Here is a 24,519-nt window from a genome sequence, read left to right on the forward strand (position 1 = left end):
TCCTGGTGGGGGGTGAGCCCGCCCGGTCGGGGCGGGGTGCGGGTAGGGGGCACGGTACGGGGTGCCGCCGCCGCGCGGAAGACGGCAACTCCCGTACGCGCCGGGCGAAGTGACGCGCGTCCAGCTCGGTGTTCGCCGCTGCGGCCTCAGTCCGCCGCGAGCGCCACAGGGTCGTCGAGCACCGCCCGTACCACCGAGTGCGCCGCACCGAGGAGCGGGCCCTCGCGGCCGAGCCGCGAGACCGTCACGGGACGGTTCGCCGTCGCCGTGCGCCGGGTCAGCTCGCGGCGCAGCGGCGGCAGCAGCCACTCCGCGAGCGGCGAGAGCGAGCCCCCGAGCACGACGCCCTCGGGGTCGAGGAGGTTCACCGCGCCCGAGAGCGCGATCCCGAGCGCGCTCCCCGCCCCGCGCAGCGCCTTCAGCACCGCCTTGTCGCCCTCGGCGGCGCGCTGGGCGAGCAGCCCGACGGGCTCCTGCCCCGGCGCGAGGCCCGCCGCGCGCCACACGGCCTCCTGGCCCGCGTACTGCTCCAGGCAGCCGCGCCCCCCGCACGGGCACGAGGGCCCCTCGGGGCGTACCGGAACGTGCCCCAGCTCGCCCGCGAACCCCCGCGTCCCGCGCAGCAGTTCGCCGCCGAGCACGACAGCGGCACCGATCCCGATCGCGGCCGAGACGTGCACGAAGTTCTCGTGCGCCCCCTCGCCTGTCCACAGTTCGGCGAGCGCGCCGAAATTGGCCTCGTTGTCCACCGTCACAGGCAGCCCTTCGGGCAGCAACGGGCCGAGGTCGGTGTCGGTCCAGCCGAGGTTGGGCGCACGCACCACGAAGGGACGATCGCGCTCGACAAGCCCCGGCACGGCGACGGCGAGCCCGGCGGGCCGCAGCCCGAGCCCCTCGGCGGCCACCCGCACCTCGTCCACGAGCGCCCCGAGTTCGGCGAGCACGGGCTTCGCCGCCCGCTCCCTGTTGTCGAGGGGCCGCACGACCCGCGCACGCACCCCTCCGCTCAGGTCCACCGCGCACACGGACAGGTGGTCGACGCCGATCTCCGCGCCGAGTCCCGCGGGCCCCCGCGCGCTCACCGCGAGCGCGGACCCGGGCCGCCCCACCCGCCCCGGGCGCTCGGGCCCCAGCTCGTCGAGGAACCCGGCCCGGATCAGCTCGTCGACGAGCGTCGACACGGCGGCCCTGGTCAGCCCGATCCGCGCCGCGACCGCGGCGCGCGACAACGGGCCGTGCGCGGCCACGGTGTGCAGCACCCGCGCGAGATTCCTTCGGCGCATCCCCTGCTGGGTGTCCGGCAACGCGGCGGTCATCGGGACTCCTCGGAAGTGGGGGAGAGGGGGACGGGGAAGGAGGCGGCGCAGGGCGGGGCAGTGGGCCGAGCACCGGGCCTCCCCGGGGGGACCTCGCCCCCGAAGGCCCGGGCAGTTCGATGCGCGGGGCCCGGGGCGGAGCCTCGTGCCGCGGCCCGCTTCGTCGGCGCCCCTCGCCGGGAGCGGACACGTTCCCCCGCCCCGTGCGGGGCCGCCCACCGCACGGCCCGCCCGCGCCCTCGTACCGCCGTCAACTCCACTCGCCCCGCTCTCCTCGTCTGCCGCCGGGAGCGCTCCCGGCGCGGCGCCGCGCGCCCTCGGGGGGCGCGGAACCGGGCCGCGCCCCCCTGTGCCCGCTCAGTCCGTGACCGGGGCTCCGTCGAGGAGGGGCGCCGCGTCGGAGAGTACCCCGGAGATCCGCGCGAGGGTCTCGTGGTCCTTGGCGACCGGCTCCAGGAGGGGGCCGCGCGCGGTGTCCCAGCGCCGGGCCACGGCCGCCGGGTCCTCGCCCGTCAGGAGCCCCGCCGCCTGCGCCGCCGCGCCGAGCGCGACGAGTTCCCTCGCGTCGGGCACCCGCACCGGGCGCCCCGAGAGCCGCAGCACGGTCTCCTGCCAGGCCCGCCCGCGCGCCCCGCCGCCGATGAGCAGCAGCGGTTCGTTCTCGTCCCCCTCGCCGTCGAGCACGAGGCCCAGCGCGTCGAGGAGCGAGTACACGGCCCCGTCGTAGGCGGCCTGGAGCAGCTGTCCGCCGCTCGTGTCGTGGCGCAGCCCGGTGAGCAGCCCGGAGGCGCCCGGCAGGTTCGGGGTGCGCTCCCCGTCGAGGTACGGCAGGAAGCTGAGGCCCCCGCCGGGCTCGACGGCCTCGCGGTCGAGGCCGAGGAGCGTCGCGACGCGGTCGACGGCGAGCGTGCAGTTGAGCGTGCAGGCGAGTGGCAGCCAGTCGCCGTGCGCGGCGGCGAAGCCGGCGACCGTACCGCTCGGGTCGGCGGGACGGCGCGGCGAGACCGCGTACACCGTCCCCGAGGTGCCGAGGCTCAGGACCGGCGTCCCCGGGCGCAGCCCGAGACCGAGGGCGGCGGCTGCGTTGTCCCCGGTCCCGGCGGCGACGAGGGTGCCGCGCGCGAAGGGCAGCGCGTCGCCCCGTACCGTCCCCGCGACCTCGCCGGGGCGTACGACGCGCGGCAGCTTCGCCGCGTCGAGCCCCACGAGGCCGAGGATCTCCTCGTCGTACGCCTCCGGGCCCGCCGCCCACCAGCCGGTTCCCGAGACGTCGCCCCGGTCCGTCGTGCCCTCGCCGGTCAGCCGCTCGGTGAGGTAGTCGTGCGGCAGCCGTACCGCCGCCGCGGCCTTCGCCGCCTCCGGCTCGTGCTCGGCGAGCCACGCCCACTTCGTGACCGTGAACGAGGACCCGGGCACACTCCCCGTCCGCTCCGCCCACCACGCGGGACCGCCCTGCCGCTCGATGAGCGCCCGCGCCTGCGGGGCGGAGCGCACGTCGTTCCACAGCAGCGCGGGCCGTACGGGCTCCCCGGCCCCGTCGAGCGTCACGAGCCCGTGCTGCTGCCCCCCCACGGAGACCGCTGCGGCCTGCCGTGCGAGCGGCCCGCACTGCTCCAGGGCGCTCAGCAGCGCCTCCCACCACTGCCGCGGGTCCGACTCGCGGCCCGCCCCCGTCGTCACCGTGTGCGGGGCCTGCCCGCTCGCCACGACCTGCCCCGTCGCCACGTCCACGACCAGCGCCTTCGTGGACTGCGTCGAGGTGTCGATCCCGACCACGTAAGGCCCCTCGGCCTGCTCCCCGGCTGTCATCCCTCGTCCTTCCCTCGCGCCGCCGTCCGCGTCCCGGAACGGCGTCCCGCCAGCTGATCCCACCACCGTGTCCTACTCCGTCCGGCGGGGCGAGACTCCCGCCCGAAGGGGCCGAATCGGCACCCGCTCTTCACAGCCGGGCTTCGGGAGTCTAATTTGTTAAGCGCCATGACGAAATAGGCCACGGCACGCACGACACGATGGCGAGGGAGCCGCATGAACTACCAGCCCACCCCCGAGGACAAGTTCAGCTTCGGTCTGTGGACCGTCGGCTGGCAGGGCCGGGACCCCTTCGGGGACGCCACCCGCCCCGCGCTCGACCCGGTCGAATCCGTGCGCCGCCTGGCCGAACTGGGCGCCTGGGGGGTCACCTTCCACGACGACGACCTCATCCCCTTCGGCTCCACCGACGCCGAGCGCGAGCGCATCGTCAAGCGCTTCCGCGAAGCGCTCGACACGCACGGCCTCGTCGTCCCGATGGCGACGACGAACCTCTTCACGCACCCCGTCTTCAAGGACGGCGGCTTCACGTCGAACGACCGCGACGTACGCCGCTACGCGCTGCGCAAGGTCGTCCGCAACATCGACCTGGCCGTCGAGCTGGGCGCCGAGACGTACGTCGCCTGGGGCGGCCGCGAGGGTGCCGAGTCCGGCGGCGCGAAGGACATCCGCCTCGCGCTCGACCGCATGAAGGAGGCCTTCGACCTCCTCGGCGAGTACGTCACCGAGCAGGGCTACGACATCCGCTTCGCCATCGAGCCCAAGCCCAACGAGCCCCGCGGCGACATCCTGCTCCCCACCGTCGGCCACGCCCTCGCCTTCATCGAGCGCCTGGAGCGCCCGGAGCTGTACGGCGTCAACCCGGAGGTCGGCCACGAGCAGATGGCCGGGCTGAACTTCGCCCACGGCATCGCGCAGGCGCTGTGGTCGGGCAAGCTCTTCCACCTCGACCTCAACGGCCAGAACGGCATCAAGTACGACCAGGACCTGCGCTTCGGCGCCGGTGACCTGCGCAACGCGTTCTGGCTCGTCGACCTCCTGGAGACCGCCGGGTACGCGGGCCCGCGTCACTTCGACTTCAAGCCCCCGCGGACCGAGGACTTCGACGGCGTGTGGGCCTCGGCCGCCGGTTGCATGCGCAACTACCTCATCCTCAAGGAGCGCGCGGCCGCCTTCCGCGCCGACCCGAAGGTGCAGGAGGCCCTCAAGGCCGCGCGCCTGGACCAGCTCGCCCTGCCCACCGCCGACGACGGTCTCTCCTCGCTGCTCGCCGACAAGAGCGCGTACGAGGACTTCGACGTCGAGGCCGCCGCCGAGCGCGGCATGGCCTTCGAGGCGCTGGACCAGCTCGCGACGGACCACCTGCTGGGCGTCCAGGGCTGACCCGTTCCGCTCCGCGGCCGAGCGGAGTGCGGCTGGGCCCCGCCCTCCCTGAGGGGATTCCCTCACGGAGGGCGGGGCCCACGCCGTGGGGGCGGGGCGACGAAGGGATTCGCCCCCCGTGCGTCACCGGAGGCCGACGGGCGTGTCGCGGGGCCACCGGGGCAACCCTGAGAAAGATCAGGGTTGCCCCGGTGGCGGATCGGGGCTCCACTGGAACCGTGGGAGCGGCTGAGCCGTTCTTGACAACAGGTGACAGGGACAGGGCGGCGACCCGCCGCCCGGCCGGAGGTCACCGGGGGAGACGAGAGACATGTCCACACCAGCGAAGGTGGCGGCCGGCGGTGCCGTCGTCGGGCTCATCCTGCTCATCTGGCTGCCCTTCTGGGCCGCCCTGCTCATCATCATCGGCGTTCCCGCCGTCGCCTACCTCACCCTTGACCCGAGCCAGCGCCGCAGGCTGCGCAGGGTGAGCCGCAAGCAGCTGGGCCGCTGAGGGGCGACTGTCGGAGGCACCGCCTACGGTGCCCGCATGACGGAGGAAATCGAGTACGTACGCGGCGACGCGACCGCCCCGCACGGCAAGGGCCCACGGATCATCGCGCACGTCTGCAACGACCGCGGTGGCTGGGGCAAAGGCTTCGTCCTCGCCCTCTCCCGCCGCTGGCCAGAACCGGAACGCGCCTACCGCGCCTGGTACCGCGAGCGCGCCTCCAACGACTTCGCCCTCGGCGCCCTCCAGCTGATCCGGGTGGAGCGCCCTCTCCTGGTCGCCAACATGATCGGCCAGCACGGAACCCGCCGCGGTGGCCGGGGCAGCGCCCCGGTCCGCTACGAGGCGATCGACGAGGCCCTGCACCGCCTCGCCCCCGAGGCCCTGCGCCTGGGCGCCACGGTCCACATGCCCCGCATCGGCTGCGGCCTGGCCGGGGGCAGCTGGGACGAAGTGGAACCACTGATACGGGAGCGGCTGACAGGGCGGGGGTGGGGGTGACGGTCTACGACGTGGTGGGGTGAATCCCGCGGCGGCATGGCGTGCACGGTGGCTCGGCGCACCGGGTGGCTCGGCGTGCTGGATGGCCCCGGACGGCCACCGGATATTCGGTTCCCCTCGTACCCGCCCCCCGTTACGGTGCCGGCATGCATCTGTCGTCATGCCCGAGCTGGTGGCGCTCCTCGTAGGAGCGGCCGCCTCTCACGCATGACCGGGCCGTTCGGACGGACGGCCCCTTGCTGCGTTCCCCGGGCCAGGGGGCGTGTCGTCCGCACGGCGATACGAACCCCGGGAGACCCCTGTGAACACCACGCACCAAGCGCCAGGAACCAGCCCCGACGTCTCTGACGTCCCCGACGCCTCCGCTGCCGATCATTCGTCCGCCGATGTGCTGGGGACGACCGCCGCGCGAGCACGCGGCGCGGAGCTGGAGAAGCTCGTCCTGCGGAGTCCCGAGCGATTCCGTGTCCTCACCGGTGACCGTCCCACCGGACGCCTGCACCTGGGGCACTACTTCGGCACGCTGCACAACCGCGTACGTCTTCAGGACCTCGGCGCGGAGCTGTTCGTCATCATCGCGGACTACCAGGTCCTGACCGACCGCGACGTGGCGGACCACCTCACCGCGTACGTCGATGAGCTGATTCTGGACTACCTCGCCATCGGCGTGGACCCCGCGCGCAGCACGATCTTCACGCACAGCGCCGTTCCCGCCCTCAACCAGCTGCTGCTGCCCTTCCTCAGCCTCGTCTCCGTCGCGGAACTGAACCGCAATCCCACGGTCAAGGACGAGATCGCCCGCTCACGGCAGTCCTCCGTCAGCGGCCTCATGCTCACCTACCCCGTCCACCAGGCCGCCGACATCCTCTTCTGCAAGGCCGACCTCGTCCCGGTCGGCCAGGACCAGCTCCCGCACCTGGAACTCACCCGCACCATCGCCCGCCGCTTCAACGACCGCTACGGCGCGGGCACGACACTCTTCCCCCAGCCCGAAGCCCTCCTGTCGCCGGCACCGCTGCTCCTGGGGACGGACGGAACCAAGATGAGCAAGAGCCGCGGCAACGCCCTCACCCTGGCCGCCGACGCCGACGAGACGGCCAGGCTGATCAAGGGAGCCACGACCGACTCCGAACGCCACATCACCTACGACCCGGTCAGCCGTCCCGAAGTCGCCTCACTCCTCCTGCTGGCCGCCCTGTGCCAGGACCGCACCCCCCAGCAGGTGGCCGACGACATCGGCTCCTCGGGAGCCGCCGCCCTCAAACGGACCGTGACGGAGGCGGTCAACGAGTACCTCGCCCCGATCAGGGCCCGCCGCACCCAGTACGCCCAGGACCGCGCGTACCTCCGCCGGACACTGCGCGAGGGGAACGAGCGGGCCGCGGCCGTGGCCGACGCCACCCTCGCCGAGGTACGGGCCGCGATGCACAGCAGCTACTGACGAGGGCGAAGCGCTCAGGGGCCGGGCGGTCGCCGCGTCACGCCTGCGGCGCCGCGCTCCGCCCGTACCCGCTCAGGAACGCGCCGCCAGTGCGTCGAGGCCCGCCAGGAGGGCCGGGAGGCGAGGGCCGCGAGCGACGGGGATGACCTCTCCGGGGACCGCGTCGAGGAGGACGAAGGCCATGTCGTCGGTACGGGCCACGAGCGACCAGCCCGGGCCGTCGACCCGCAGCAGGCGGGCTTCCTCGCTCGCGAAGGCGGAGCGGATGCGCCCGGGCGGCGGGGGCGTGTCGAGGTAGGCGCGGGCCTCGGCGAGCGCGGCGCGGACGGAGGCGGCGGTGGGCTCGGAACCGGGGGCCACGAAGGAGACGGGAGCCTCGGGACCGCCGCCGTCCCCGTGCCCACCGGCTTCGTCCTCCCCTTCCGCCTGCTCGCCCCCTTGCTCCTCCGTGAACTCCGCCCGCCACGTGCTCCATTGGCGGGAGATCTCGTCGGCGCCCAGGCGCCGCTGCGCGGGGCCCCAGCCCGAGGCGGAGGGCGGGCGCAGGATCTCGGGGGCCTCCGGGTCGGCAGAGAGGTCCGGGTCATGCGGCGCCGGAACCCCGGGCGCGGCGACCGCGAGCGCCAGCGGCCAGCCGGGGAGCGTCGCCACGATCGCGCGCGGCGGGGGCGTCAGCGCGTACTCCATGCCGCAGTCCCACGAGGCGATCGCGACGGCGACGAGCGGGACGTCGTCCACCACGACCGTCCACCTGGCCCCCGCCCCGTCCTGACCGAGGATGAGTCCGTACCCCTCCGGGAGCGGGGACAGCCCGAGGCGGCCGCACGCCTCCGGGTAGTCGTCACCGAGTGCTCCGGGGAACTGGGCCGGGGTCAGCAAGGCGGCGGTGAGCACGAGGAGCGCGTCCTCCTCGCCATCGGCGGGCCCTGCCGCCCCGTCCGCCGCCCGCGCGGTCTCCGGCACGTCCGTCGCCACGGTCCCTGCGCCCGCGTCCTCCGGCTCGCTCACGTCCGCCTCCCGATCGGTGCCCGCGCCCCCCGCTTCCGCGTGGAAGCGAGGGCGACGGGGCCCGCAGCGTGCGGGCTGGCGCACCTTAACCAGCGGGTAACCACGCCGTCGAGAGGTGGCACAAGCCCGTCCCGAAGCCTTCACGGGCCGTACGAGTCGCAGACGCGCGCGGGAGGACGGGTACCGGTACGGGCCCTGCCGCCCCGTCGCCGGTCACGACGCCCCGGCCCGGCCAGGCTCCCGTACCGCCACCGCGAGGTAGCGCGTGTCCTCGTCCACGTACGACACGAGCCGCCACCCCGTCGTGGCGAGCAGCGGCGCGAGACGCTCGCTGGCGCGCGGGTCGTCCTCGCTCAGCCGCCTGCCGTGGCGCGCCGCGAGGGCCGCGCGCCCGAGCGGGTGGAAGAGCGCGAGCCGCCCGCCGGGCCGCGTCACGCGGGCCAGCTCCCGCAGGCCGGTCTCCGGGCCCGGCAGGTGCGAGACGAGGCCCGCCCCGAACACCGCGTCGCACGCCGCGTCCCGCAGCGGCAGCCGCGCCACGTCCGCGAGGAGCAGCGCCCCGTACCGGGCGCGGCCCTTCACCGCCGCCTCGCCCAGCATCTCCGGCGTCAGGTCGACGCCGAGCACGGTGCCCCCGGTGCCGACGCGTTCCCGCAGCGGCGCGAGCGCCCGGCCCGTACCGCAGCCCGCGTCGAGCACCAGGTCCCCGTACCGCAGCCCGAGGACGCCCGTGGCGGCGTCGTAGCGCGGCTGGTCCCCCGGGAACTTGTCCTCCCAGCCCGCCGCGCGCGGCCCGAAGAACTGCTGTACCGCCTCATGGGTCTTGTCGCTCATGCCGCCCATCCTGCCCCGCGGGAGACACGGAAACGGGGGGAGGGACCCGGGACATCAGGTCTCTCCCCCCGTCCTTGCGGCTTGTCAGGCCGCTGCCGAGGCGGCGGCGCCGACCTGGACGCGCCGTTCGGCGGGCGCGAGCAGTCGCTGCGCCAGCTCACCGAAGAGCAGGCCGAAACCGGTCCACAGAGTGAGCTGGATACCGATCGAGGCGACGCGGAACTGCCACAGGAGTGTGGCGGGGAAGTCGTGCCCGACCTCGTTGACGGTGGGAAGGAAGGCGTAGGCGAAGCCGAGCACGACGGCGAAACCCGCGAGCGCGACGACCGTCGCCCACCACGTGCCGAGCGCGGGCGCGAGCCGCTTGCCGATGATCACGGTCGCGAGCGCGAGCAGCACGCTCAGCAGCATCATCAGCCCGTACAGCGCCGTACGCCTGCCGATCGTGTCGGGGTTGCCGACGGCCGGAGGGGTCGCCGGGTACTTGAGGAAGGGGACGAGATAGACGGCGAAGAAACCGGCCGCGGCCATGAGCGCGGCGCTCGCACGGGGGCTGAAGCGGCCCACGCGGCCGAGCGCGAAGCAGTAGGCGAGCGCCACGATGCCGCCGAAGGCGACCCCGTAGGCGAGGACGCCTGTCGCGAGCCCGGCCGTGGACTGGAGGCCGCGGCTGACGACCTCGACCTCGTGCTCGTGGGCGCCGCCCCCGTGGGAGTGCGCTTCCTCCAGTGCGATCGCCGAGTCCACCCGGGGCTCCCCGAGCAGGTAGGCGACGACGAAGGCGAGCACCCCGGCGGCGAGACCGGCGAGCATCCCGCGGACGAGGAGTTTCCTGACGATGGCGGAGTTCATGGGAGTACGCACCCGCCCGTCAGTGGCAGGGGAAGCCGAGCAGGTGCCGGCCGTCGTGCACCCACTCGTGGACGCCCGTGCCGGAGAAGAGCGAGGTGGCACCCTGCTCGGCGCCGACGAAGTAGAGCGCGATGAGCAGGAGGAGACCGACGAAGACCGCCCACGGCAGCACCGTGCGGATCGGCAGCCGAAGGGGGGTCTCCGAAGCGGGGGAAGAGCCCGAAACGGGCGGGGCGGCGGACTGCGCCATGATGGCAAGCCTCCTGGGGAACTCGCGTCCCGGTCGATGGAGCTTCGAATGCGCATGACGGGTCTGACTCACCGGGACCCCGCGGATGCGGGTCCGGCATACAGTGGCGCGACCGTTCCGGGCTCTCACCGGATTCCGTCATGTCGCTTGTAAGGTCATCGGGACGATATCGCTCACCCGTCCGAACGCCAAGTGCGCCTGCCGGACGTGAGACATGACAAGCGGCGAAGGCGGGCCGGTATGACGATCCGAGTGATTCTTGTCCCGGCCGCCGAGAGCGAGGCGAGCCGTGCCGCCGCCTTCGACGCGGGCACACCGCTGACGGACCGGGGGCGCGCGGCAGCGGCGGAGCTGCGGGCGAGCGGCGTCCTGCCACCGAAGGAAGCCGTCCGGGTACGGGCGCGCCGCGCGCCCTCGCCGCGCTGCCACGAGACCGCCACGCTCCTCGGCCATCCCGGGGCCGCAGCCGAGCCCGCCCTCGCCGGGCAGGACCCGGGGGACTGGCGCGGGCGCCCGCTCGAAGCGGTGGCCGCCGCCGCGCCCGCCGCCCTTGCCGCCTGGCTCTCCGACCCGGCGGCACGCCCCGGTGGTGACGGTGAATCGCTCACCGCCCTCGTACGGCGCGTCGGCGCCCACCTCGACCACCTCGCGGAGACCGTGACGGGCGCGCTCCCCCTGTTCGTCGAACCGGACACGGTCCGCGCCGCCCTCGTCCACGCGCTCGGTCTGCCCGTCGCCGCGTACTGGCGCTTCGACGTCAGGCCGCTGGCGGTGACGACACTGAGCGGGCGTGGGGGGCGCTGGAATCTCGTGCTGTCGTGAATACCCTCGCTCACGAACCCGCCGCAGCACGAAACGGTCTGATTCGGGCGCGAACGCGCCCATCCGGTAAAGAATCACGCACTCCCCGCCCTTCGCTCCGCGACTTGTCATCCTGGGCGCTTCGGCAGCGGGACGGCTGGTGCCAGGGACGCGGTGGCGAGGGAAGTGGCGGATGAGCGGCGGACGGTGGCACACGACGGGGGAACGCCTCCTCCTCAAGATCGTCGTCGCGGGTGGACCCGGCACCGGCAGGACCTCGTTCGTCAGCGCCACGCGCCGGTTCGGGCCCGCGCGGGGAATCGGGGGGCCGGGGCAAGGGACGCCCCCGGGACAGGGGCCGCATCGTGACGGCCCGGGCGGCCCGGCAGAGCGGGACCCGTACGGCTCCGGGCCCGCACCGCACGCGTACGGACCTGTGGTCGCGTACGAGCCGGCGGGCGGCTGCTCGGGCGGCTGCTCGGGCGGCGCGGGGGAGCCGGGGAGCGGCGCGGGGGCGGTCGCGCTCGACTTCGGCCGGATCGCGCTGCGCCCGGACCTGACGCTGTGTCTCTTCGGTGTGCCCGGGCTGGAGCGGTCGGCGGCGCTGTGCGAGGACCTGTGCGCGGGCGCGCTCGGCGCGGTCGTACTCGTCGACACGAGGCGGCTCGCCGAGAGCTTCGCGCTCGTGGACCGGCTCGAAGAGCGGGCACTGCCCTTCGTCGTGGTGATGAACCGTTTCGCGGGCCGTGCCGCGTACAGCCCCGAACAGGTCGCGTCGGCGCTCGGCCTGTCGCCGGGCGTCCCCGTGCTCGCCGGTGACGTGCGCGAGGCGACGACGGTCCGTCATGTCCTCGCGGAACTCGTGGCGTACACGGGGAGGTTCCGGGCGGCGCGGCTGCTGGAGGCGGTGCTGCGCTGAGGTGCGGGGGTGTCAGTCGGCGACGCCCCCGTAGGCGACCACCTTCTCGACCTTCACCCGGACGAGGAGTTCCCCGGGGACCCCGTTGCGGCGCCCGTAGGTCTCGGCCTCGTCGGGGCCCACGTAGCGCCCGGCGATCTTCGTCGCCCAGCGCAGCAACTCCTCCGGTTCCTCGCTGATTTCGGTCGAGCCCTCGACCGTGACGAAGGAGAAGGGCGGACGTTCGTCGTCCACGCACAGCGCGACACGCCCGTCGCGGGCCAGATTCCGACCCTTGACGGTGCCCTTGCCGGTGTTGAAGACCAGGTCCGAACCATCCAGAACGAACCAGATCGGGGCGATGTGGGGGCTCCCGTCCGCCCGCACGGTAGCCAGCTTCGCCGTCCGCGTGCCGTCCGAGACGAAGGCCCGCCATTCTTCATCGGTCATTTTGTGGGTCATATGCTCATCATCCTTGCTGTCCGCCGGGCGGTGGTGAAGGCTTGCCGATGAGTTCCTCCGAACAGGGGGAGCGGCTGCGAACGGGGAGAGCGGAACGTGGAACGGAACGCAAGACTCGGGTGGCTTCTCGATGAACTGACCCAGCGCGTCGAGCACATCAGGCACGCTCTGGTGCTCTCCAACGACGGACTCGTCACCGGCCTCAGCGCCGACCTCGCACGCGAGGACGCCGAACACCTCGCGGCCGTCGCCTCGGGTCTGCACAGCCTCGCCAAGGGCTCGGGCGCGCACTTCGAAGTGGGCAAGGTCCGGCAGACGGTCATCGAGTTCGACGAGGCGCTCCTCTTCGTCACGGCGGCGGGGGACGGCAGTTGCCTGTGCGTGCTGAGCGGTTCGGAAGCCGACGTGGGCCAGGTGGCCTACGAGATGACGCTGCTCGTGAGCAAGGTGGGGGAGCACCTGGGGGTGGACTCCCGGCGGCCGGGGGCGTCCGGCTGAAGAGGCGTTGATAAGCGGATGATCCGTTTGCCTCCGAGTTATCCACAGGTGAGAAGAAGGTGATGTCCGTCCCGTCCCCTACGGTCTGTCCCAAGGTTCGGCTCCGAGGGGGACGGTATGGCGGTACGTGGCACGGCGACGACGTCGGCAGTGGTGGGCGGAAGGCCGGTGCGGGGTGACTTGTTCGACCCCGAACAGGCTGCCTTTCAGCTGGAGTTGACGTGCGAGGAAGTGGAACGGGCGGCTGTGCTGGGCGTCCTGCCCTCCTTGCCCGGGCACGGCACGGTCCCGCGCCGCTTCACGGCCGGGGAGATCGAGCGCCAGCGGGCCTCGCCGGGCTTCCCGCACGCGCTGCGCGAGGCCGTACGGTGCGTCGGCACGGCCGAGGCCGCCGAGTTGCTCGGCATCGCCCCGCACCGCTTCACACGCCTCGCCAAACTGGGCCAGTTCGCACCGATCGGCTTCCACCTCAACCGGTACCGGGCTGTCGTCTGGACCTATCCCGCCGCCGACGTGGCCGCGTGGGGACGGCGCAGGCCCGAGCTGCTGGTGGGCAGGCTCCCGGCCGAGCTGCGCGACATGACGGAAGGCGACCGGCGTGCGGCGCGGTGGCGGGAGCGGCGGCGCGGGTGCCTGCCCCGGCTCAGCGCCGACCCGTGGGAGCGGGCGGCGGTCCTCGCCGTCCAGCTCGGCCCCGAGGAGACCGCCGGCGCCGCGGACCCCGACGAATGCGGCTACCTGCGTCGTCTCACCCCCGCGCAGGGGACCTCGGCCCTCACGGCGCTGACGCGCGCCCAGGGCCCCGCCGAACGGGGAGTCGTCCGGGCACACTTCCTCCGCGAGCTGACACAGGCCCGGGCCACCCGCCCGGCACCGGGCGCGGGACGGAGGGCCCGCGCGGGAGCCGGGCCGGAGAACGCCGGAATGATCAGCGCCCCGCCCCTCGCGCGCCCGGCCCCGGCCGGCTCCTCCGCACCGTCCTCGACCTCGCACCCGACGCACCACGCCCCCGCCGAGCCGCTCGCTGCCGCGCCGCCGGGTCCCGCCGTCCCGCTCGCTGCCGCGCCGCCGGACCCCGCTGACCTGCCCGCTCACGCCCCGCACGCCGCCCTGCCGGGACGGACTTCCGCGCGGGCCTCGTCTCCGCTCTCGTCCCCGGAGGACGACGGAACGTCCCAGGGCGCCCGAGGCACGGCACCGGTCCCGGGCTCGTCCGCGTCAACGCTCCCGGCGCCGGAGCCCGCTCCCTCGGCGCCTGCCGCACCGCTTGCGGCGTCGGTCCCTGCCAGGCATTCGCCTCCGCTCCAGGGACCTGACGGCGCGTCCCCCGCGGCCGGTCTCTCCGCGCATCCCGGTCTCTCACGCGCCACGGCGCGTGTACCGGCGGCCCCGGAGCCGAGGGGCGCTTCCGCCACCACGTCCGCATCCGCCCCGGTCCCGGGTCGGGTACCGCCTACGTCCCCGGTCGCCGAAGCCGCCGAAGATCCGGGCCCTTGGTCCGTCGCGCCGTCGCTCCCCGTCCAGCCCCCGCCCCCGCCCCCGCACCGCTGCTGTCCGTACGCGTGCGTCCCGGGTGCCGCTTCCGTACCGCCGTCCTGTTGTCCCTCGCTGCGCGCGGAGGGGAGTGGCGAGCCCGGCGTGCGCGGGGCTCGGCGGCGGTTCATGCCGTGGCAGCGGCGCGACGGCGGCACGGAGCGGCGGGTGTGCCGCAGGACCGGCACGGGCACCGGCACCGGGCAGGGTCGGTGCCGGTGCCGGTGCCGGTGAACACGGGGACGGCCGCGCGCGTCCTCGTCCGGCGGCTATGCGCCCTGCTCGTGCGGCGCCTCGCCGGTCCGCACCTGGATGCCGCCGCGCGCCCTGAACAGCCCCTCCTGCACGACCGAGACGAGCAGCCTGCCCGCCCGGTCGTAGATCCGGCCCCTGGCCAGCCCGAGTCCCCCCGTGGCGACCGGCGACTCCTGCTCGTAGAGGAGCCATTCGTCCGCACGGAAGGGCCGGTGGAACCACATGGCGTGGTCGAGCGAGGCGAGGTCGAGCAGCCGCTCGCCCCACAGCGGTTCCACCGGGAGCCGCACCGCGTCGAGCAGCGTCGTGTCGCTCACGTAGGCGAGTGCGCACGTGTGCACGAGCGGGTCGTCACCGAGCGGCGTCACCGCCCGCATCCACACGGCGCTGCGCGGCTCCGCGCTCGCGGTCTCCTCCGGCGTCCATCGCAGGCGGTTCACGTACCGGATGTCGAAGGGCTGCCGCCGTGCCATCCGCTCCAGCTCCTCCGGCACCCCGCCGAGGTGCGCGCGGACCTCGTCCGCGAGCCGGGGCAGGGACTCGGGGTCCACGAGCGGCCCGGGGCCCGCAGGGGGCAACTGGTGCGCGAAAGCGCCCTCTTCGGGCACGTGGAAGGAAGCCGTCAGGGTGAAGATCGTGCGGCCCTGCTGCACGGCGGTCACGCGCCGCGTCGTAAAGCTCCGCCCGTCCCTCACCCGCTCCACCTCGTACACGATCGGCACCCCGGGGCGACCCGGACGCAGGAAGTAGGCGTGCAGCGAGTGCACGGGCCTGCCCGTGTCCACCGTCCGCCCCGCCGCGATGAGCGCCTGCCCGGCCACCTGCCCGCCGAAGACGCGTTGCAGCGACTCGTCGGGGCTCTGGCCACGGAAGATGTTCACCTCGATCCGCTCCAGGTCGAGGAGGTCCACCAGGCGCTCGGGCACGGGCTCGACGGAGTCGGTCATGGTCACGTACGCCCTTTCGCACAACGCGCCCCGCACCGGACAGGCACGGGCTCGGGAACGGAGGAGGAACACGGGCGCGGCCCCTGCGGCCACGCCCGGAAGAGGTCCGGCTCAGAGCTGCCCGACCGAGGTGACCCGGACCACCGCCCGGCCCTCGGCGTCCGACGCGGTGAGGTCCACCTCGGCGCTGATGCCCCAGTCGTGGTCGTCGTCCGGGTCGTCGAAGATCTGCCGCACCCGCCACAGCGCCTCCTGCGGCCGCTCCTCGATGAGCAGCAGCTTGGGGCCGCGCGCGTCAGGTCCCGTGCCCAGCTCCTCGTGCGCGTTCCAGTAGGCGTCCATCGCCTCGCCCCAGGCGTCCGCGTCCCAGCCCGACTCCGCGTCCATCGCGCCCAGCTCGTCCACCCGGTCGAGCGCCGCCAGCTCGACGCGCCGGAACATCGCGTTGCGCACGAGCACCCGGAAAGCACGCGCGTTGGCGGTGACGGGCTTGACCTGATCGGCCTTCTCCTGTGCCTCCTCCGCGCTCATCTCCTCCGGGTTGGCGAGCTGTTCCCACTCGTCGAGGAGGCTGGAGTCCACCTGGCGCACCAGCTCGCCGAGCCAGGCGATGAGGTCCTCCAGATCCTCCGACTTGAGGTCGTCGGGGACGGTGTGCTCCAGGGCCTTGTACGCGGAGGCCAGGTACCGCAGCACGATGCCCTCGGTACGGGCCAGCTCGTACAGCGAGACGTACTCGGTGAAGGTCAGCGCCCGCTCGTACATGTCCCGCACCACGGACTTCGGGGAGAGCGGGTGGTCACCGACCCACGGGTGACTCCTGCGGTACGTGTCGTACGCGTGGAAGAGCAGCTCCTCCAGCGGCTTGGGATAGCCGATGTCCTGGAGCCGCTCCATGCGCTCCTCGTACTCGACCCCGTCCGCCTTCATCGCGGCGACCGCCTCGCCGCGCGCCTTGTTCTGCTGCGCGGCCAGGATCTGGCGCGGGTCGTCGAGCGTCGACTCGACGACCGAGACGAGGTCGAGCGCGTACGAGGGCGAATCGGGGTCGAGGAGGTCGAAGGCGGCGAGCGCGAACGTGGAGAGCGGCTGGTTGAGCGCGAAGTCCTGCTGGAGGTCCACGGTGAGCCGGACGATACGGCCCTCCGCGTCCGGCTCGTCGAGGCGCTCCACGATGCCGCCGTCGAGGAGCGAGCGGTAGATCGCGATGGCCCGGCGGATGTGCCGCAGCTGCTGGCGGCGCGGCTCGTGGTTGTCCTCCAGGAGGTGGCGCATCGCGTCGAAGGCGTTGCCCGGGCGGGCGATCACGGCGAGCAGCATCGTGTGCGTCACGCGGAAGCGCGAGGTCAGCGGCTCGGGCTCGGAGGCGATGAGCTTCTCGAAGGTCTTGTCGCTCCACGCGACGAAGCCCTCCGGTGCCTTCTTGCGCACGACCTTGCGGCGCTTCTTCGGGTCGTCCCCGGCCTTCGCGAGCGCCTTCTCGTTCTCGATGACGTGCTCAGGGGCCTGCCCCACGACGAGCCCCGCCGTGTCGAAGCCCGCGCGCCCCGCACGCCCCGCGATCTGGTGGAACTCCCGCGCGCGCAGCGTGCGCACCCGGTTCCCGTCGTACTTCGTCAGCGCGGTGAACAGCACCGTGCGGATCGGCACGTTGACGCCGACGCCGAGCGTGTCCGTCCCGCAGATGACCTTGAGCAGGCCCGCCTGCGCCAGCTTCTCGACGAGCCGCCGGTACTTCGGCAGCATCCCCGCGTGATGCACCCCGATCCCGTGCCGTACATAACGCGACAGGTTCCGGCCGAACTTGGTGGTGAAACGGAAGTTGCCGATCAGGTCCGCGATGCGGTCCTTCTCCTCGCGCGTGCACATGTTGATGCTCATGAGCGCCTGTGCCCGCTCGACGGCCTGCGCCTGCGTGAAGTGCACGATGTAGACCGGCGCCTGCCGGGTGTCGAGCAGCTCGGTGAGCGTCTCGGTGAGCGGCGTCAGCTTGTACTCGTAGGAGAGCGGAACCGGGCGGGTCGCGGAGCGCACGACGGAGGTCGGCCGGCCCGTGCGCCGGGTGAGGTCCTTCTCGAAGAGGGCGACGTCGCCGAGCGTCGCCGACATCAGCACGAACTGCGCCTGCGGCAGTTCGAGCAGCGGGATCTGCCAGGCCCAGCCGCGGTCCGGCTCCGCGTAGAAGTGGAACTCGTCCATGACGACCTGGCCGATGTCGGCGTCCTTGCCGTCGCGCAGCGCGATCGAGGCGAGGACCTCGGCGGTGCAGCAGATGACGGGGGCGTCGGCGTTGACCGAGGCGTCGCCCGTGAGCATGCCGACGTTCTCGGTGCCGAACATCTTGCACAGGTCGAAGAACTTCTCCGAGACGAGTGCCTTGATCGGCGCGGTGTAGAAGGTGACCTTGTCCTGGGCGAGCGCCGTGAAGTGCGCGCCCGCGGCGACCAGGCTCTTGCCGGAGCCGGTCGGCGTCGAGAGGATGACGTTCGCCCCCGAGACCACCTCGATCAGCGCCTCCTCCTGAGCGGGGTACAGAGTGATCCCCTGGCTCTCCGTCCACGAGGCGAAGGCTTCGTAGAGGGCGTCGGGATCGGGGGTCGCAGGGAGCTGATCGATAAGGGTCACACCCCCATCTTGCCCTTTCGCCGCCGGGGAGGGGGAATCGGCGGACGGCACGAAGATCACGACCGGTAGGGTGAGGGACCGCTCGTCCGGTCAAGGAAGCGGGACGGGCCGTCAACTGCACAGCGGTGCGTCGAAGGTGGGGGACACGCTCATGATGGGACCGGCACACTCGCTCTCCGGGGCCGCGGCCTGGCTCGGGGTCGGGGCGGTAGCGGCGGCCAACGGGCATCAGATGCCCTGGCCGGTACTGCTCGTCGGGGCGCTCATCACTGCCGGAGCCGCCCTCGCGCCCGACCTCGACCACAAGTCGGCGACGATATCCCGCGCCTTCGGGCCGGTCAGCAAGGCCCTGTGCAACTTCGTGGACGCCCTCTCCTACGGGGTCTACAAAGCCACCCGCGGCAAGAAGGACCCCCGCAGGAGCGGCGGCCACCGCACCCTGACGCACACGCTCGTCTGGGCCGTCCTCGTGGGTGCGGGCGCCTCCGCGCTCGCCGTGGCCATCGGGCGCTGGGCCGTCCTCGGCATCCTCTTCGTGCACATGGTGCTCGCCATCGAAGGGCTGCTGTGGCGGCAGGCGCGGGTCTCCAGCGACGTGCTCGTGTGGCTCCTCGGCGCGACCAGCGCGTGGATGCTCGCCGACTTCCTGGACCGGCCGGGGAACGGGGCCCACTGGCTCTTCGCCGGCGACGGCCAGGCGTACATGTGGCTCGGCCTGCCGATCGTGCTCGGGGCGCTCGTGCACGACATCGGCGACGCCATCACCGTATCGGGATGCCCCATCCTGTGGCCGCTCCCGATCGCCCGCAGGCTCTGGTACCCGCTCGGGCCCCCGAAGTTCATGCGTTTCCGGGCCGGCAGCTGGGTCGAGCTGAAGATACTCACCCCGATCTTCATGGCACTCGGCGCGATCGGCGGCCTCTTCGCCCTCAACGTGGTCTGACCCGGGCCGTCCAGCCGTCCCGGCGCGGAGCGGGGCGAGCGGCGCGCGCACGAAGGACACAGCGGACTCGGCGAGCCCCACCGCCCCGCGCGCCGTTCCCGCACGGGCGAAAACCGGCCACCCTGAGCGTCCGAACCTCCCGTCCCCTTCACGGGGCCCCTGCCCCGCGCACTGTCGCTGTAGCCGACCCCGCGTCCCCGGGGAGCAAGCCCGTTCCGACACGCCGCGCACGAACGCAAGCCCCACCCACGCGACGCGCGCCCCGCCCGCGTACGCCCCGTCCCCGCGCCGCCCCGCGACCGGGGCGTTCGGGTGGGGGAGGCCGTCCCTCGCTGGGGCGTTTCGGCTTGCGCGTCGTACCTTGCCAGGTTCTCTGGCCTCGGCACCGTACGTCGCCGGGTCAGCGGGACCGGCCAACCCCCGGGCCCCCTTTGCCCCCCCGCGAGTGCCTCTGTGCTCCGCAGGACGCAGGCCCGGTAGCCCGCGAGGCCCCGTAGCCCGCGAGGTCCGCGCCTCACCCCGGCGTACGACCGGGTGCGGGCCGCGCCCGTGCCGCCCGCCCCCGCCCCCCCCCGCCGACGGATCGCGTGGGCCCGCGTGTCGCCCCTCGCCGAGCCGCCCCGGCTTGCGTGCCGTACGCCGCCGGGTCACCCCGGCTTGCGTGCCGTACGCCGTCGGGTCCCCCCGCCCCACCCGGGGTCACATGGGCCCGCGTGCCGCCCCCCGCCGGGTCACCCGCCCCCCCGCCGGTCAGCTCCCCCCCGCCGGTCAGCTCCCTCCGTCGTACGCCACCGTGTCACCCGGACCGGAATCGCTCGTGCCGAGCCGCTCGCTCGCCGTGTGCTCCGCGTGGCCCGGCTGCCTTTCCGGTGCCCGGCGCGGGGAGGCGGCCCGTGTGGTGGCCTTCGTCACCTCGCCTCCGCGCGCCTCACCCGTGCCACGACTCCCAGAGCCGCGCGTACGCCCCTTCCGCGGCGACCAGCTCCTCGTGGCTCCCCAGCTCGCTGATCCGCCCGTCCTCCACCACCGCGATGACGTCCGCGTCGTGCGCCGTGTGGAGCCGGTGGGCGATGGCGACGACCGTACGGCCCTCCAGGACCTTGCCGAGCGAGCGCTCCAGGTGGCGGGCCGCACGGGGATCGAGCAGGGACGTGGCCTCGTCCAGGACGAGAGTGTGCGGGTCGGCAAGGACGAGGCGCGCCAGTGCGATCTGCTGCGCCTGCGCAGGGGTCAGCGTCGTCGCGCCCGAGCCGACCTCCGTGTCGAGGCCCTCGCCGAGCGCGCGGGCCCACGGCGTCGCGTCCACCGCGGCGAGCGCGGCCCACAGGTCCTCGTCATCCGCTCCGGCCCTGGCGAGGCGCAGGTTGTCGCGCAGGGAGCCGACGAAGACGTGATGCTCCTGGTTGACGAGCGCGACATGGCTGCGTACCGCCTCCGCCGTCATCTCCGACAGCGGCGCCTCGCCCAGTGTCACCATGCCCGTGCGCGGCCCGTAGATCCCGGCAAGCAGTCGCCCGAGCGTGGACTTGCCCGCACCGGAGGGGCCCACGAGCGCGAGCCGGGTGCCCGGCTCGACAGCGAGCGTGACCTCACGCAGGACGTCGACCCCTTCCCTGTACCCGAAGTGGACATCGGCGGCGTCGAGCGTGCGGCCGCGCGGCGCGACGCGCGCGTCCCCGGCGGCCGGTTCGATGTCCCGTACCCCCACCAGCCGCGCCAGCGAGACCTGCGCGACCTGCAACTCGTCGTACCAGCGCAGGATCAGGCCGACCGGCTCCACGAGCATCTGCGCGAGCAGCGCCGCGGTCGTCAGCTGACCGACATTGATCCAGCCCTGGAGCACGAAGGCCCCACCGACCATGAGCACCGAGGCCAGCACGGTCGTGTGCGTGACATTGATGACCGGGAAGAGGACCGAGCGGAGGGAAAGGGTGTAATTCTCCCATTTCGTCCACTCCGCTACCCGCCGGTCCGTGAGGGCCACGCGGCGCGCGCCCAGGCGGTGCGCCTCGACCGTGCGGCCCGCGTCGACCGTCTCGGCGAGCGCGGCGGCGACGGCCGCGTAACCGGCGGCCTCGGAGCGGTAGGCCGAGGGGGCGCGCTTGAAGTACCAGCGGCAGCCGATGACGGCGAGCGGTACGGCGATCAGCACGGCGGGGGCGAGCGGAGGCGCCGTCACGACCAGCCCGCCGAGCAGCAGCACCGCCCACACGAGCCCGATCGAGAGCTGCGGCACCGCTTCCCGCATCGCGTTGGCGAGCCGGTCGATGTCGGTCGTGATCCGCGAGAGCAGGTCGCCCGTGCCAGCCCGCTCCAGGACCCCTGGCGGCAGCTTCACCGAGCGGACCAGGAAGTCCTCGCGCAGGTCGGCGAGCATCTCCTCGCCGAGCATCGCGCCGCGCAGCCGCACCATCCGGATGAACACCGTCTGCACGAGCAGCGCGAGCGCGAAGAGCGCGAGCGTGCGCGGCAGATGGATCTCGTCCGCGTGGTCGGAGACGCGGTCGACGAGGTCGCCGAGGAGGTACGGGCCGATCATCGAGGCGATCACGGCGACGGCGTTCACCGCGATGAGGACGACGAAGGCCGCGCGGTGCCTGCGGAACAGCGCGCCGATGTAGCCGCGTACGGTCGCCGGGCTGCCGACCGGCAGTGTCTCGGCCGTCGTCGGCGCGGCCGGGTCGTACTCGGGGGGCGTGGGCCCGGTCATGCGGTTTCCTCGATCCGTACGGTGTCCTTGCCCGGCAGCTCGTCGGCGGGGGCCGCCACGACGGCGCTCCCGGCGGAGCGGTCCACGGCGCCCTGGTCCGGGCCATCGGCCGAGACCTCGACCTCGCGCAGTGCGCCGAGGTCGCTCGGGCCCTCGCCCGCCGCGTCCCTCTCCTCCTCCGTCTCGCGCGTCACGACCGCCCGGTAGCGCGGCTCCGCCGCGAGCAGTTCGCGGTGCGCGCCCTCGGCCACGACCGAGTCGCCGAGCACGAGCACGACCCGGTCGGCCGCGTCGAGCAGCAGCGGCGAGGAGGTGAGGACGACGGTGGTGCGGCCCGTGCGCAAGGCGGCGAGGCCGCCCGCGATACGGGACTCGGTGTGCGCGTCGACGGCCGAGGTCGGCTCGTCGAGCACGAGGACGTCGGGGTCGGCGACGAGCGAACGCGCGAGAGCGAGCCGCTGCCGCTGGCCGCCCGAGAGCGACCTGCCGCGCTCCGTGATCCGGGTCCGCAGCGGATCACCGCCGCTCGCCCCCGGGTCGGGGTCGGCTTGCGCGAGCGCGGCGAGCACGTCCGCGCACTGCGCCGCGGCCAGCGCGGCGTCCGGCGCGACGGCACCGGACGACGGGACGTCGAGCAGTTCCCGCAGCGTCCCCGAGAGCAGCACGGGATCCTTGTCCTGTACGAGCACGACGCGCCGTGCCTCGGCGAGCGGCAGCCCGTCCAGCGCCACGGTGCCGAGGAGCACGGAGGGTTCTCCGGCGTGCTCGGGGGAGTGGCCGCCGAGCCGGTCGGCCAGGCGCCCCGCCGCGTCCGGGTCCCCGCACACGACGGCCGTGAGGCGGCCCTCGGGCACCCGCAGCCCGGTCAGCGGGTCGTACAGCTCGGCGGGACCCGCGTACGCCTCGCCCGCCCCCGTACCCGTCGCGGCCCCCGCGGCCGGGTCCGGGCCCCCGGTGACCCGTCGCAGCGACAGCACCCGCGCCGCGCGCCGCGCCGAAGGCCGCGAGAAGGAGTACGCCATAGCGATCTCCTCGAAGTGGCGCATCGGCCACGCGAGCAGCGTCACCATGCTGTACACGGTGACCAGTTCCCCGACCGACACGGTCCCCTCGCGCGCGAGACGCACCCCGTACCAGACCACGGCGATGAGCAGCAGCCCCGGGACGAGCACCTGCACGGCCGCGATGAGCGACCACAGCCGCGCGCTGCGCACTGCGGCGCCGCGCACCTCCTGCGACGCCGCACGGTAGCGGCCGAGGAACAGCTCCTCGCCGCCGATGCCGCGCAGCACCCGCAGCCCCGCGACGGTGTCCGAGGCGAGTTCCGTCGCGCGCCCCGCCTTCTCGCGCTGCACGTCGGCGCGGCGCACCGAGGGCGGCAGGAGCGGCAGGACGGAGAGCGCCACGACGGGCGCGCCGATCGCCACGACGAGGGCGAGGTGCGGCTCGTAGAAGAACAGCCCCACGCAGATGAGGACGACGGTGAGCGCCGCGGCCAGGAAGCGTGAGAGCGCCTCGACGAACCAGCCGATCTTCTCGACGTCGCCTGTCGAAACAGCCACCACTTCCCCCGCGGCGACCCGGCGCGTGAGCGTCGAGCCCAGCTCCGCGCTCTTGCGGATCAGGAGCTGCTGGATGCGCGCGGCCGCGGTGATCCAGTTGGTCACGGCAGTGCGGTGCAGCATGACGTCGCCGACCGCGACACCCGCGCCGAGCAGGAGGAGCAGAGCCCCCGCGAGCACGAGCCGCCGGCCGGCCCCGTCACCGCCGTCCGAGACGGCCTCGACGGCGATGCCCACCGGGTACGGCAGCGCGGAGAGCGAGCCGAAGTTGAGCAGCCCCCAGGCGAGCGCGCGGAATTGGCCGCCCCGTTGCCGCCGTCCCAGCCAGTACAGGAAACGGGGGCCTGACCGTACGTCGGGGACGCCGGGGTCCGCGTACGGAAGATCCTTGATGCGCATGAGAGTCCAGGGCCGGAGAGACGAGCAAATGAGGTAAGCCTTACTTGTCGGACCCCGAAGAGCAAATGACTTTTCGGCGATCGGTAAAGGAATGGGCAGGTCCCGGCCCCTGACGGCCCACCGGCGGGGTTCCCGCGACGCGGGTGGGAGTATGACCGTATGCACAGTACGGGTGGAACGGTGAAGGTCCTGATCGGTACGGCGGCGGTGCTCGCGCTGCTCACCTCCTGCTCCGGGCAGGACGGCGGCGACGGCGGCACAGCGAAGAAGGCCGCCGCTTCCTCGCCCGCCGCGCACCGCGCCCCCGAGGCCGACCCGACCCGTGTCCCGGGCGTCGGCGACCGCCTCCAGTCGCAGATCCCCGCCGCGAGCCGCCAGGTCGTCGCCGTCTACGGCGAGGGCGTCGACTCCGCCGACGCGACCGTCGTGTTGTACACGAAGACCGGGAAGACGTGGAAGAAGTCCGCTTCCTGGCAGGGGCACAACGGCAAGAAGGGCTGGACGACGGCCCACCACGAGAACGACAAGCGCAGCCCGGTGGGCGTCTACACGCTGAGCGACGCGGGCGGCGTACTCGCCGACCCGGGCGCCAGGCTCCCGTACACGCAGACCGCCTCGATCCAGGCGCCGCACTACTGGGCGAAGTCGCACTGGCACGACTTCGACTACGTCATCGCCATCGACTACAACCGCGTCAAGGGCACCGCGCCCAACGACCCCACACGCCCGGAAGGCCAGACCAAGGGCGGCAGCATCTGGCTGCACATGGACCACGGCAGCGGCACCTCGGCGTGCGTGAGCATCTCCAAGGCCGGTATGCGCACCCTGCTCACGACCCTCGACCCGGCGCGGCACCCGGTCGTGGTCATGGGGGACAAGAAGAACCTGGCGGCCTGAGCGGCCTTCCCGGCGCGACGGGCACGAGCCCGGGGGACGGGTACGGACGAAGGGGCCCGGCGGTACGGGCCGGGCCCGGCGGTACGGGACCGCTCGCCCTGTACC

The 24,519-nt window shown here is 73.6% G+C and carries 20 protein-coding genes and 1 pseudogene; 10 read left to right on the plus strand and 11 right to left on the minus strand.

What is annotated here, in order from left to right; genetic code table 11:
- Nucleotides 1-146 precede the first annotated feature (146 nt).
- Complete coding sequence (locus ACQYWQ_RS29000; RefSeq protein ID WP_431038766.1) at nucleotides 147-1,316, minus strand: ROK family protein; 1,170 nt, start codon at nucleotides 1,314-1,316, stop codon at nucleotides 147-149.
- Nucleotides 1,317-1,673: 357 nt separating this feature from the next.
- On the minus strand, nucleotides 1,674-3,125 hold the full coding sequence (xylB, locus tag ACQYWQ_RS29005; RefSeq protein WP_431038767.1) for a xylulokinase: 1,452 nt from the start codon (nucleotides 3,123-3,125) through the stop codon (nucleotides 1,674-1,676).
- A gap of 216 nt (nucleotides 3,126-3,341) precedes the next feature.
- On the opposite strand from xylB, the gene xylA reads away from it, so the two are divergent.
- From xylA to trpS, 4 genes and pseudogenes are all read left to right on the plus strand, one after another.
- The gene (gene xylA / locus ACQYWQ_RS29010) at nucleotides 3,342-4,508 is read left to right on the plus strand and encodes a xylose isomerase (protein WP_431038768.1); all 1,167 of its coding nucleotides are present in this window, start codon (nucleotides 3,342-3,344) and stop codon (nucleotides 4,506-4,508) included.
- Between the two features lie 310 nt (nucleotides 4,509-4,818).
- Nucleotides 4,819-5,001 (plus strand): hypothetical protein, encoded by a 183-nt coding sequence (locus ACQYWQ_RS29015; RefSeq protein WP_431038769.1) that lies wholly within the window; start codon nucleotides 4,819-4,821, stop codon nucleotides 4,999-5,001.
- A 36-nt stretch (nucleotides 5,002-5,037) separates the two neighbouring features.
- Nucleotides 5,038-5,522, plus strand: a pseudogene (locus ACQYWQ_RS29020) (macro domain-containing protein).
- Nucleotides 5,523-5,800: 278 nt separating this feature from the next.
- On the plus strand, nucleotides 5,801-6,940 hold the full coding sequence (trpS, locus tag ACQYWQ_RS29025) for a tryptophan--tRNA ligase (protein WP_431038770.1): 1,140 nt from the start codon (nucleotides 5,801-5,803) through the stop codon (nucleotides 6,938-6,940).
- Nucleotides 6,941-7,012: 72 nt separating this feature from the next.
- On the opposite strand, the gene ACQYWQ_RS29030 is transcribed toward trpS, so the two are convergent.
- The 4 genes from ACQYWQ_RS29030 to ACQYWQ_RS29045 all read right to left on the minus strand — a co-directional run bounded on the left by ACQYWQ_RS29030 (nucleotide 7,013) and on the right by ACQYWQ_RS29045 (nucleotide 9,884).
- Nucleotides 7,013-7,903 (minus strand): hypothetical protein, encoded by an 891-nt coding sequence (locus ACQYWQ_RS29030; RefSeq protein ID WP_431039397.1) that lies wholly within the window; start codon nucleotides 7,901-7,903, stop codon nucleotides 7,013-7,015.
- Nucleotides 7,904-8,161: 258 nt separating this feature from the next.
- Nucleotides 8,162-8,791, minus strand: coding sequence for a class I SAM-dependent methyltransferase (locus ACQYWQ_RS29035; RefSeq protein ID WP_431038771.1), 630 nt, complete (start codon nucleotides 8,789-8,791; stop codon nucleotides 8,162-8,164).
- Between the two features lie 75 nt (nucleotides 8,792-8,866).
- Nucleotides 8,867-9,634: a CbtA family protein gene (locus ACQYWQ_RS29040; protein WP_431038772.1), complete on the minus strand. Its 768-nt coding sequence runs from the start codon at nucleotides 9,632-9,634 to the stop codon at nucleotides 8,867-8,869.
- Nucleotides 9,635-9,653: 19 nt separating this feature from the next.
- On the minus strand, nucleotides 9,654-9,884 hold the full coding sequence (locus ACQYWQ_RS29045; RefSeq protein WP_431038773.1) for a CbtB domain-containing protein: 231 nt from the start codon (nucleotides 9,882-9,884) through the stop codon (nucleotides 9,654-9,656).
- Between the two features lie 240 nt (nucleotides 9,885-10,124).
- Between ACQYWQ_RS29045 and ACQYWQ_RS29050 the strand changes: the two genes are divergently transcribed.
- Both ACQYWQ_RS29050 and ACQYWQ_RS29055 read left to right on the plus strand, forming a co-directional pair.
- On the plus strand, nucleotides 10,125-10,706 hold the full coding sequence (locus ACQYWQ_RS29050) for a histidine phosphatase family protein (protein ID WP_431038774.1): 582 nt from the start codon (nucleotides 10,125-10,127) through the stop codon (nucleotides 10,704-10,706).
- A 172-nt stretch (nucleotides 10,707-10,878) separates the two neighbouring features.
- Nucleotides 10,879-11,604, plus strand: a complete 726-nt coding sequence (locus tag ACQYWQ_RS29055; RefSeq protein ID WP_431038775.1) for a GTP-binding protein — start codon at nucleotides 10,879-10,881, stop codon at nucleotides 11,602-11,604.
- Nucleotides 11,605-11,616: 12 nt separating this feature from the next.
- Here ACQYWQ_RS29055 and ACQYWQ_RS29060 read toward each other — a convergent pair whose 3' ends face one another.
- On the minus strand, nucleotides 11,617-12,045 hold the full coding sequence (locus ACQYWQ_RS29060) for a PPOX class F420-dependent oxidoreductase (RefSeq protein ID WP_431038776.1): 429 nt from the start codon (nucleotides 12,043-12,045) through the stop codon (nucleotides 11,617-11,619).
- Between the two features lie 96 nt (nucleotides 12,046-12,141).
- Between ACQYWQ_RS29060 and ACQYWQ_RS29065 the strand changes: the two genes are divergently transcribed.
- Entirely contained in the window at nucleotides 12,142-12,543 is a 402-nt protein-coding gene (locus ACQYWQ_RS29065) for a roadblock/LC7 domain-containing protein (RefSeq protein ID WP_431038777.1), read from the plus strand.
- A 117-nt stretch (nucleotides 12,544-12,660) separates the two neighbouring features.
- Nucleotides 12,661-14,310: a DUF6397 family protein gene (locus tag ACQYWQ_RS29070; protein WP_431038778.1), complete on the plus strand. Its 1,650-nt coding sequence runs from the start codon at nucleotides 12,661-12,663 to the stop codon at nucleotides 14,308-14,310.
- A gap of 35 nt (nucleotides 14,311-14,345) precedes the next feature.
- On the opposite strand, the gene ACQYWQ_RS29075 is transcribed toward ACQYWQ_RS29070, so the two are convergent.
- Nucleotides 14,346-15,278, minus strand: a complete 933-nt coding sequence (locus ACQYWQ_RS29075; protein ID WP_431038779.1) for an acyl-CoA thioesterase — start codon at nucleotides 15,276-15,278, stop codon at nucleotides 14,346-14,348.
- 111 nt (nucleotides 15,279-15,389) lie between these two features.
- Nucleotides 15,390-17,963 carry a DEAD/DEAH box helicase gene (locus tag ACQYWQ_RS29080; protein ID WP_431038780.1) on the minus strand — a complete coding sequence of 858 codons (2,574 nt, stop codon included), beginning with the start codon at nucleotides 17,961-17,963 and terminating at the stop codon, nucleotides 15,390-15,392.
- A 91-nt stretch (nucleotides 17,964-18,054) separates the two neighbouring features.
- Here ACQYWQ_RS29080 and ACQYWQ_RS29085 point away from each other — a divergent pair, with 91 nt between their 5' ends.
- A complete protein-coding gene (locus ACQYWQ_RS29085) occupies nucleotides 18,055-18,846 on the plus strand; it encodes a metal-dependent hydrolase (RefSeq protein WP_431038781.1) in 792 nt (263 codons plus the stop codon).
- 928 nt (nucleotides 18,847-19,774) lie between these two features.
- Here ACQYWQ_RS29085 and ACQYWQ_RS29090 read toward each other — a convergent pair.
- Together ACQYWQ_RS29090 and ACQYWQ_RS29095 are read right to left on the minus strand one after the other, a co-directional pair.
- Nucleotides 19,775-21,556, minus strand: coding sequence for an ABC transporter ATP-binding protein (locus ACQYWQ_RS29090; RefSeq protein WP_431038782.1), 1,782 nt, complete (start codon nucleotides 21,554-21,556; stop codon nucleotides 19,775-19,777).
- Complete coding sequence (locus ACQYWQ_RS29095; protein ID WP_431038783.1) at nucleotides 21,553-23,517, minus strand: ABC transporter transmembrane domain-containing protein; 1,965 nt, start codon at nucleotides 23,515-23,517, stop codon at nucleotides 21,553-21,555. The genes ACQYWQ_RS29090 and ACQYWQ_RS29095 overlap by 4 nt, the downstream gene beginning before the upstream one ends.
- A 159-nt stretch (nucleotides 23,518-23,676) precedes the next feature.
- Here ACQYWQ_RS29095 and ACQYWQ_RS29100 point away from each other — a divergent pair, with 159 nt between their 5' ends.
- The gene (locus tag ACQYWQ_RS29100) at nucleotides 23,677-24,414 is read left to right on the plus strand and encodes a hypothetical protein (RefSeq protein ID WP_431038784.1); all 738 of its coding nucleotides are present in this window, start codon (nucleotides 23,677-23,679) and stop codon (nucleotides 24,412-24,414) included.
- The last annotated feature ends 105 nt before the right edge of the window (nucleotides 24,415-24,519 follow it).

The sequence above is a fragment of the Streptomyces sp. P6-2-1 genome, assembly GCF_050613165.1.
Taxonomy (GTDB): domain Bacteria; phylum Actinomycetota; class Actinomycetes; order Streptomycetales; family Streptomycetaceae; genus Streptomyces.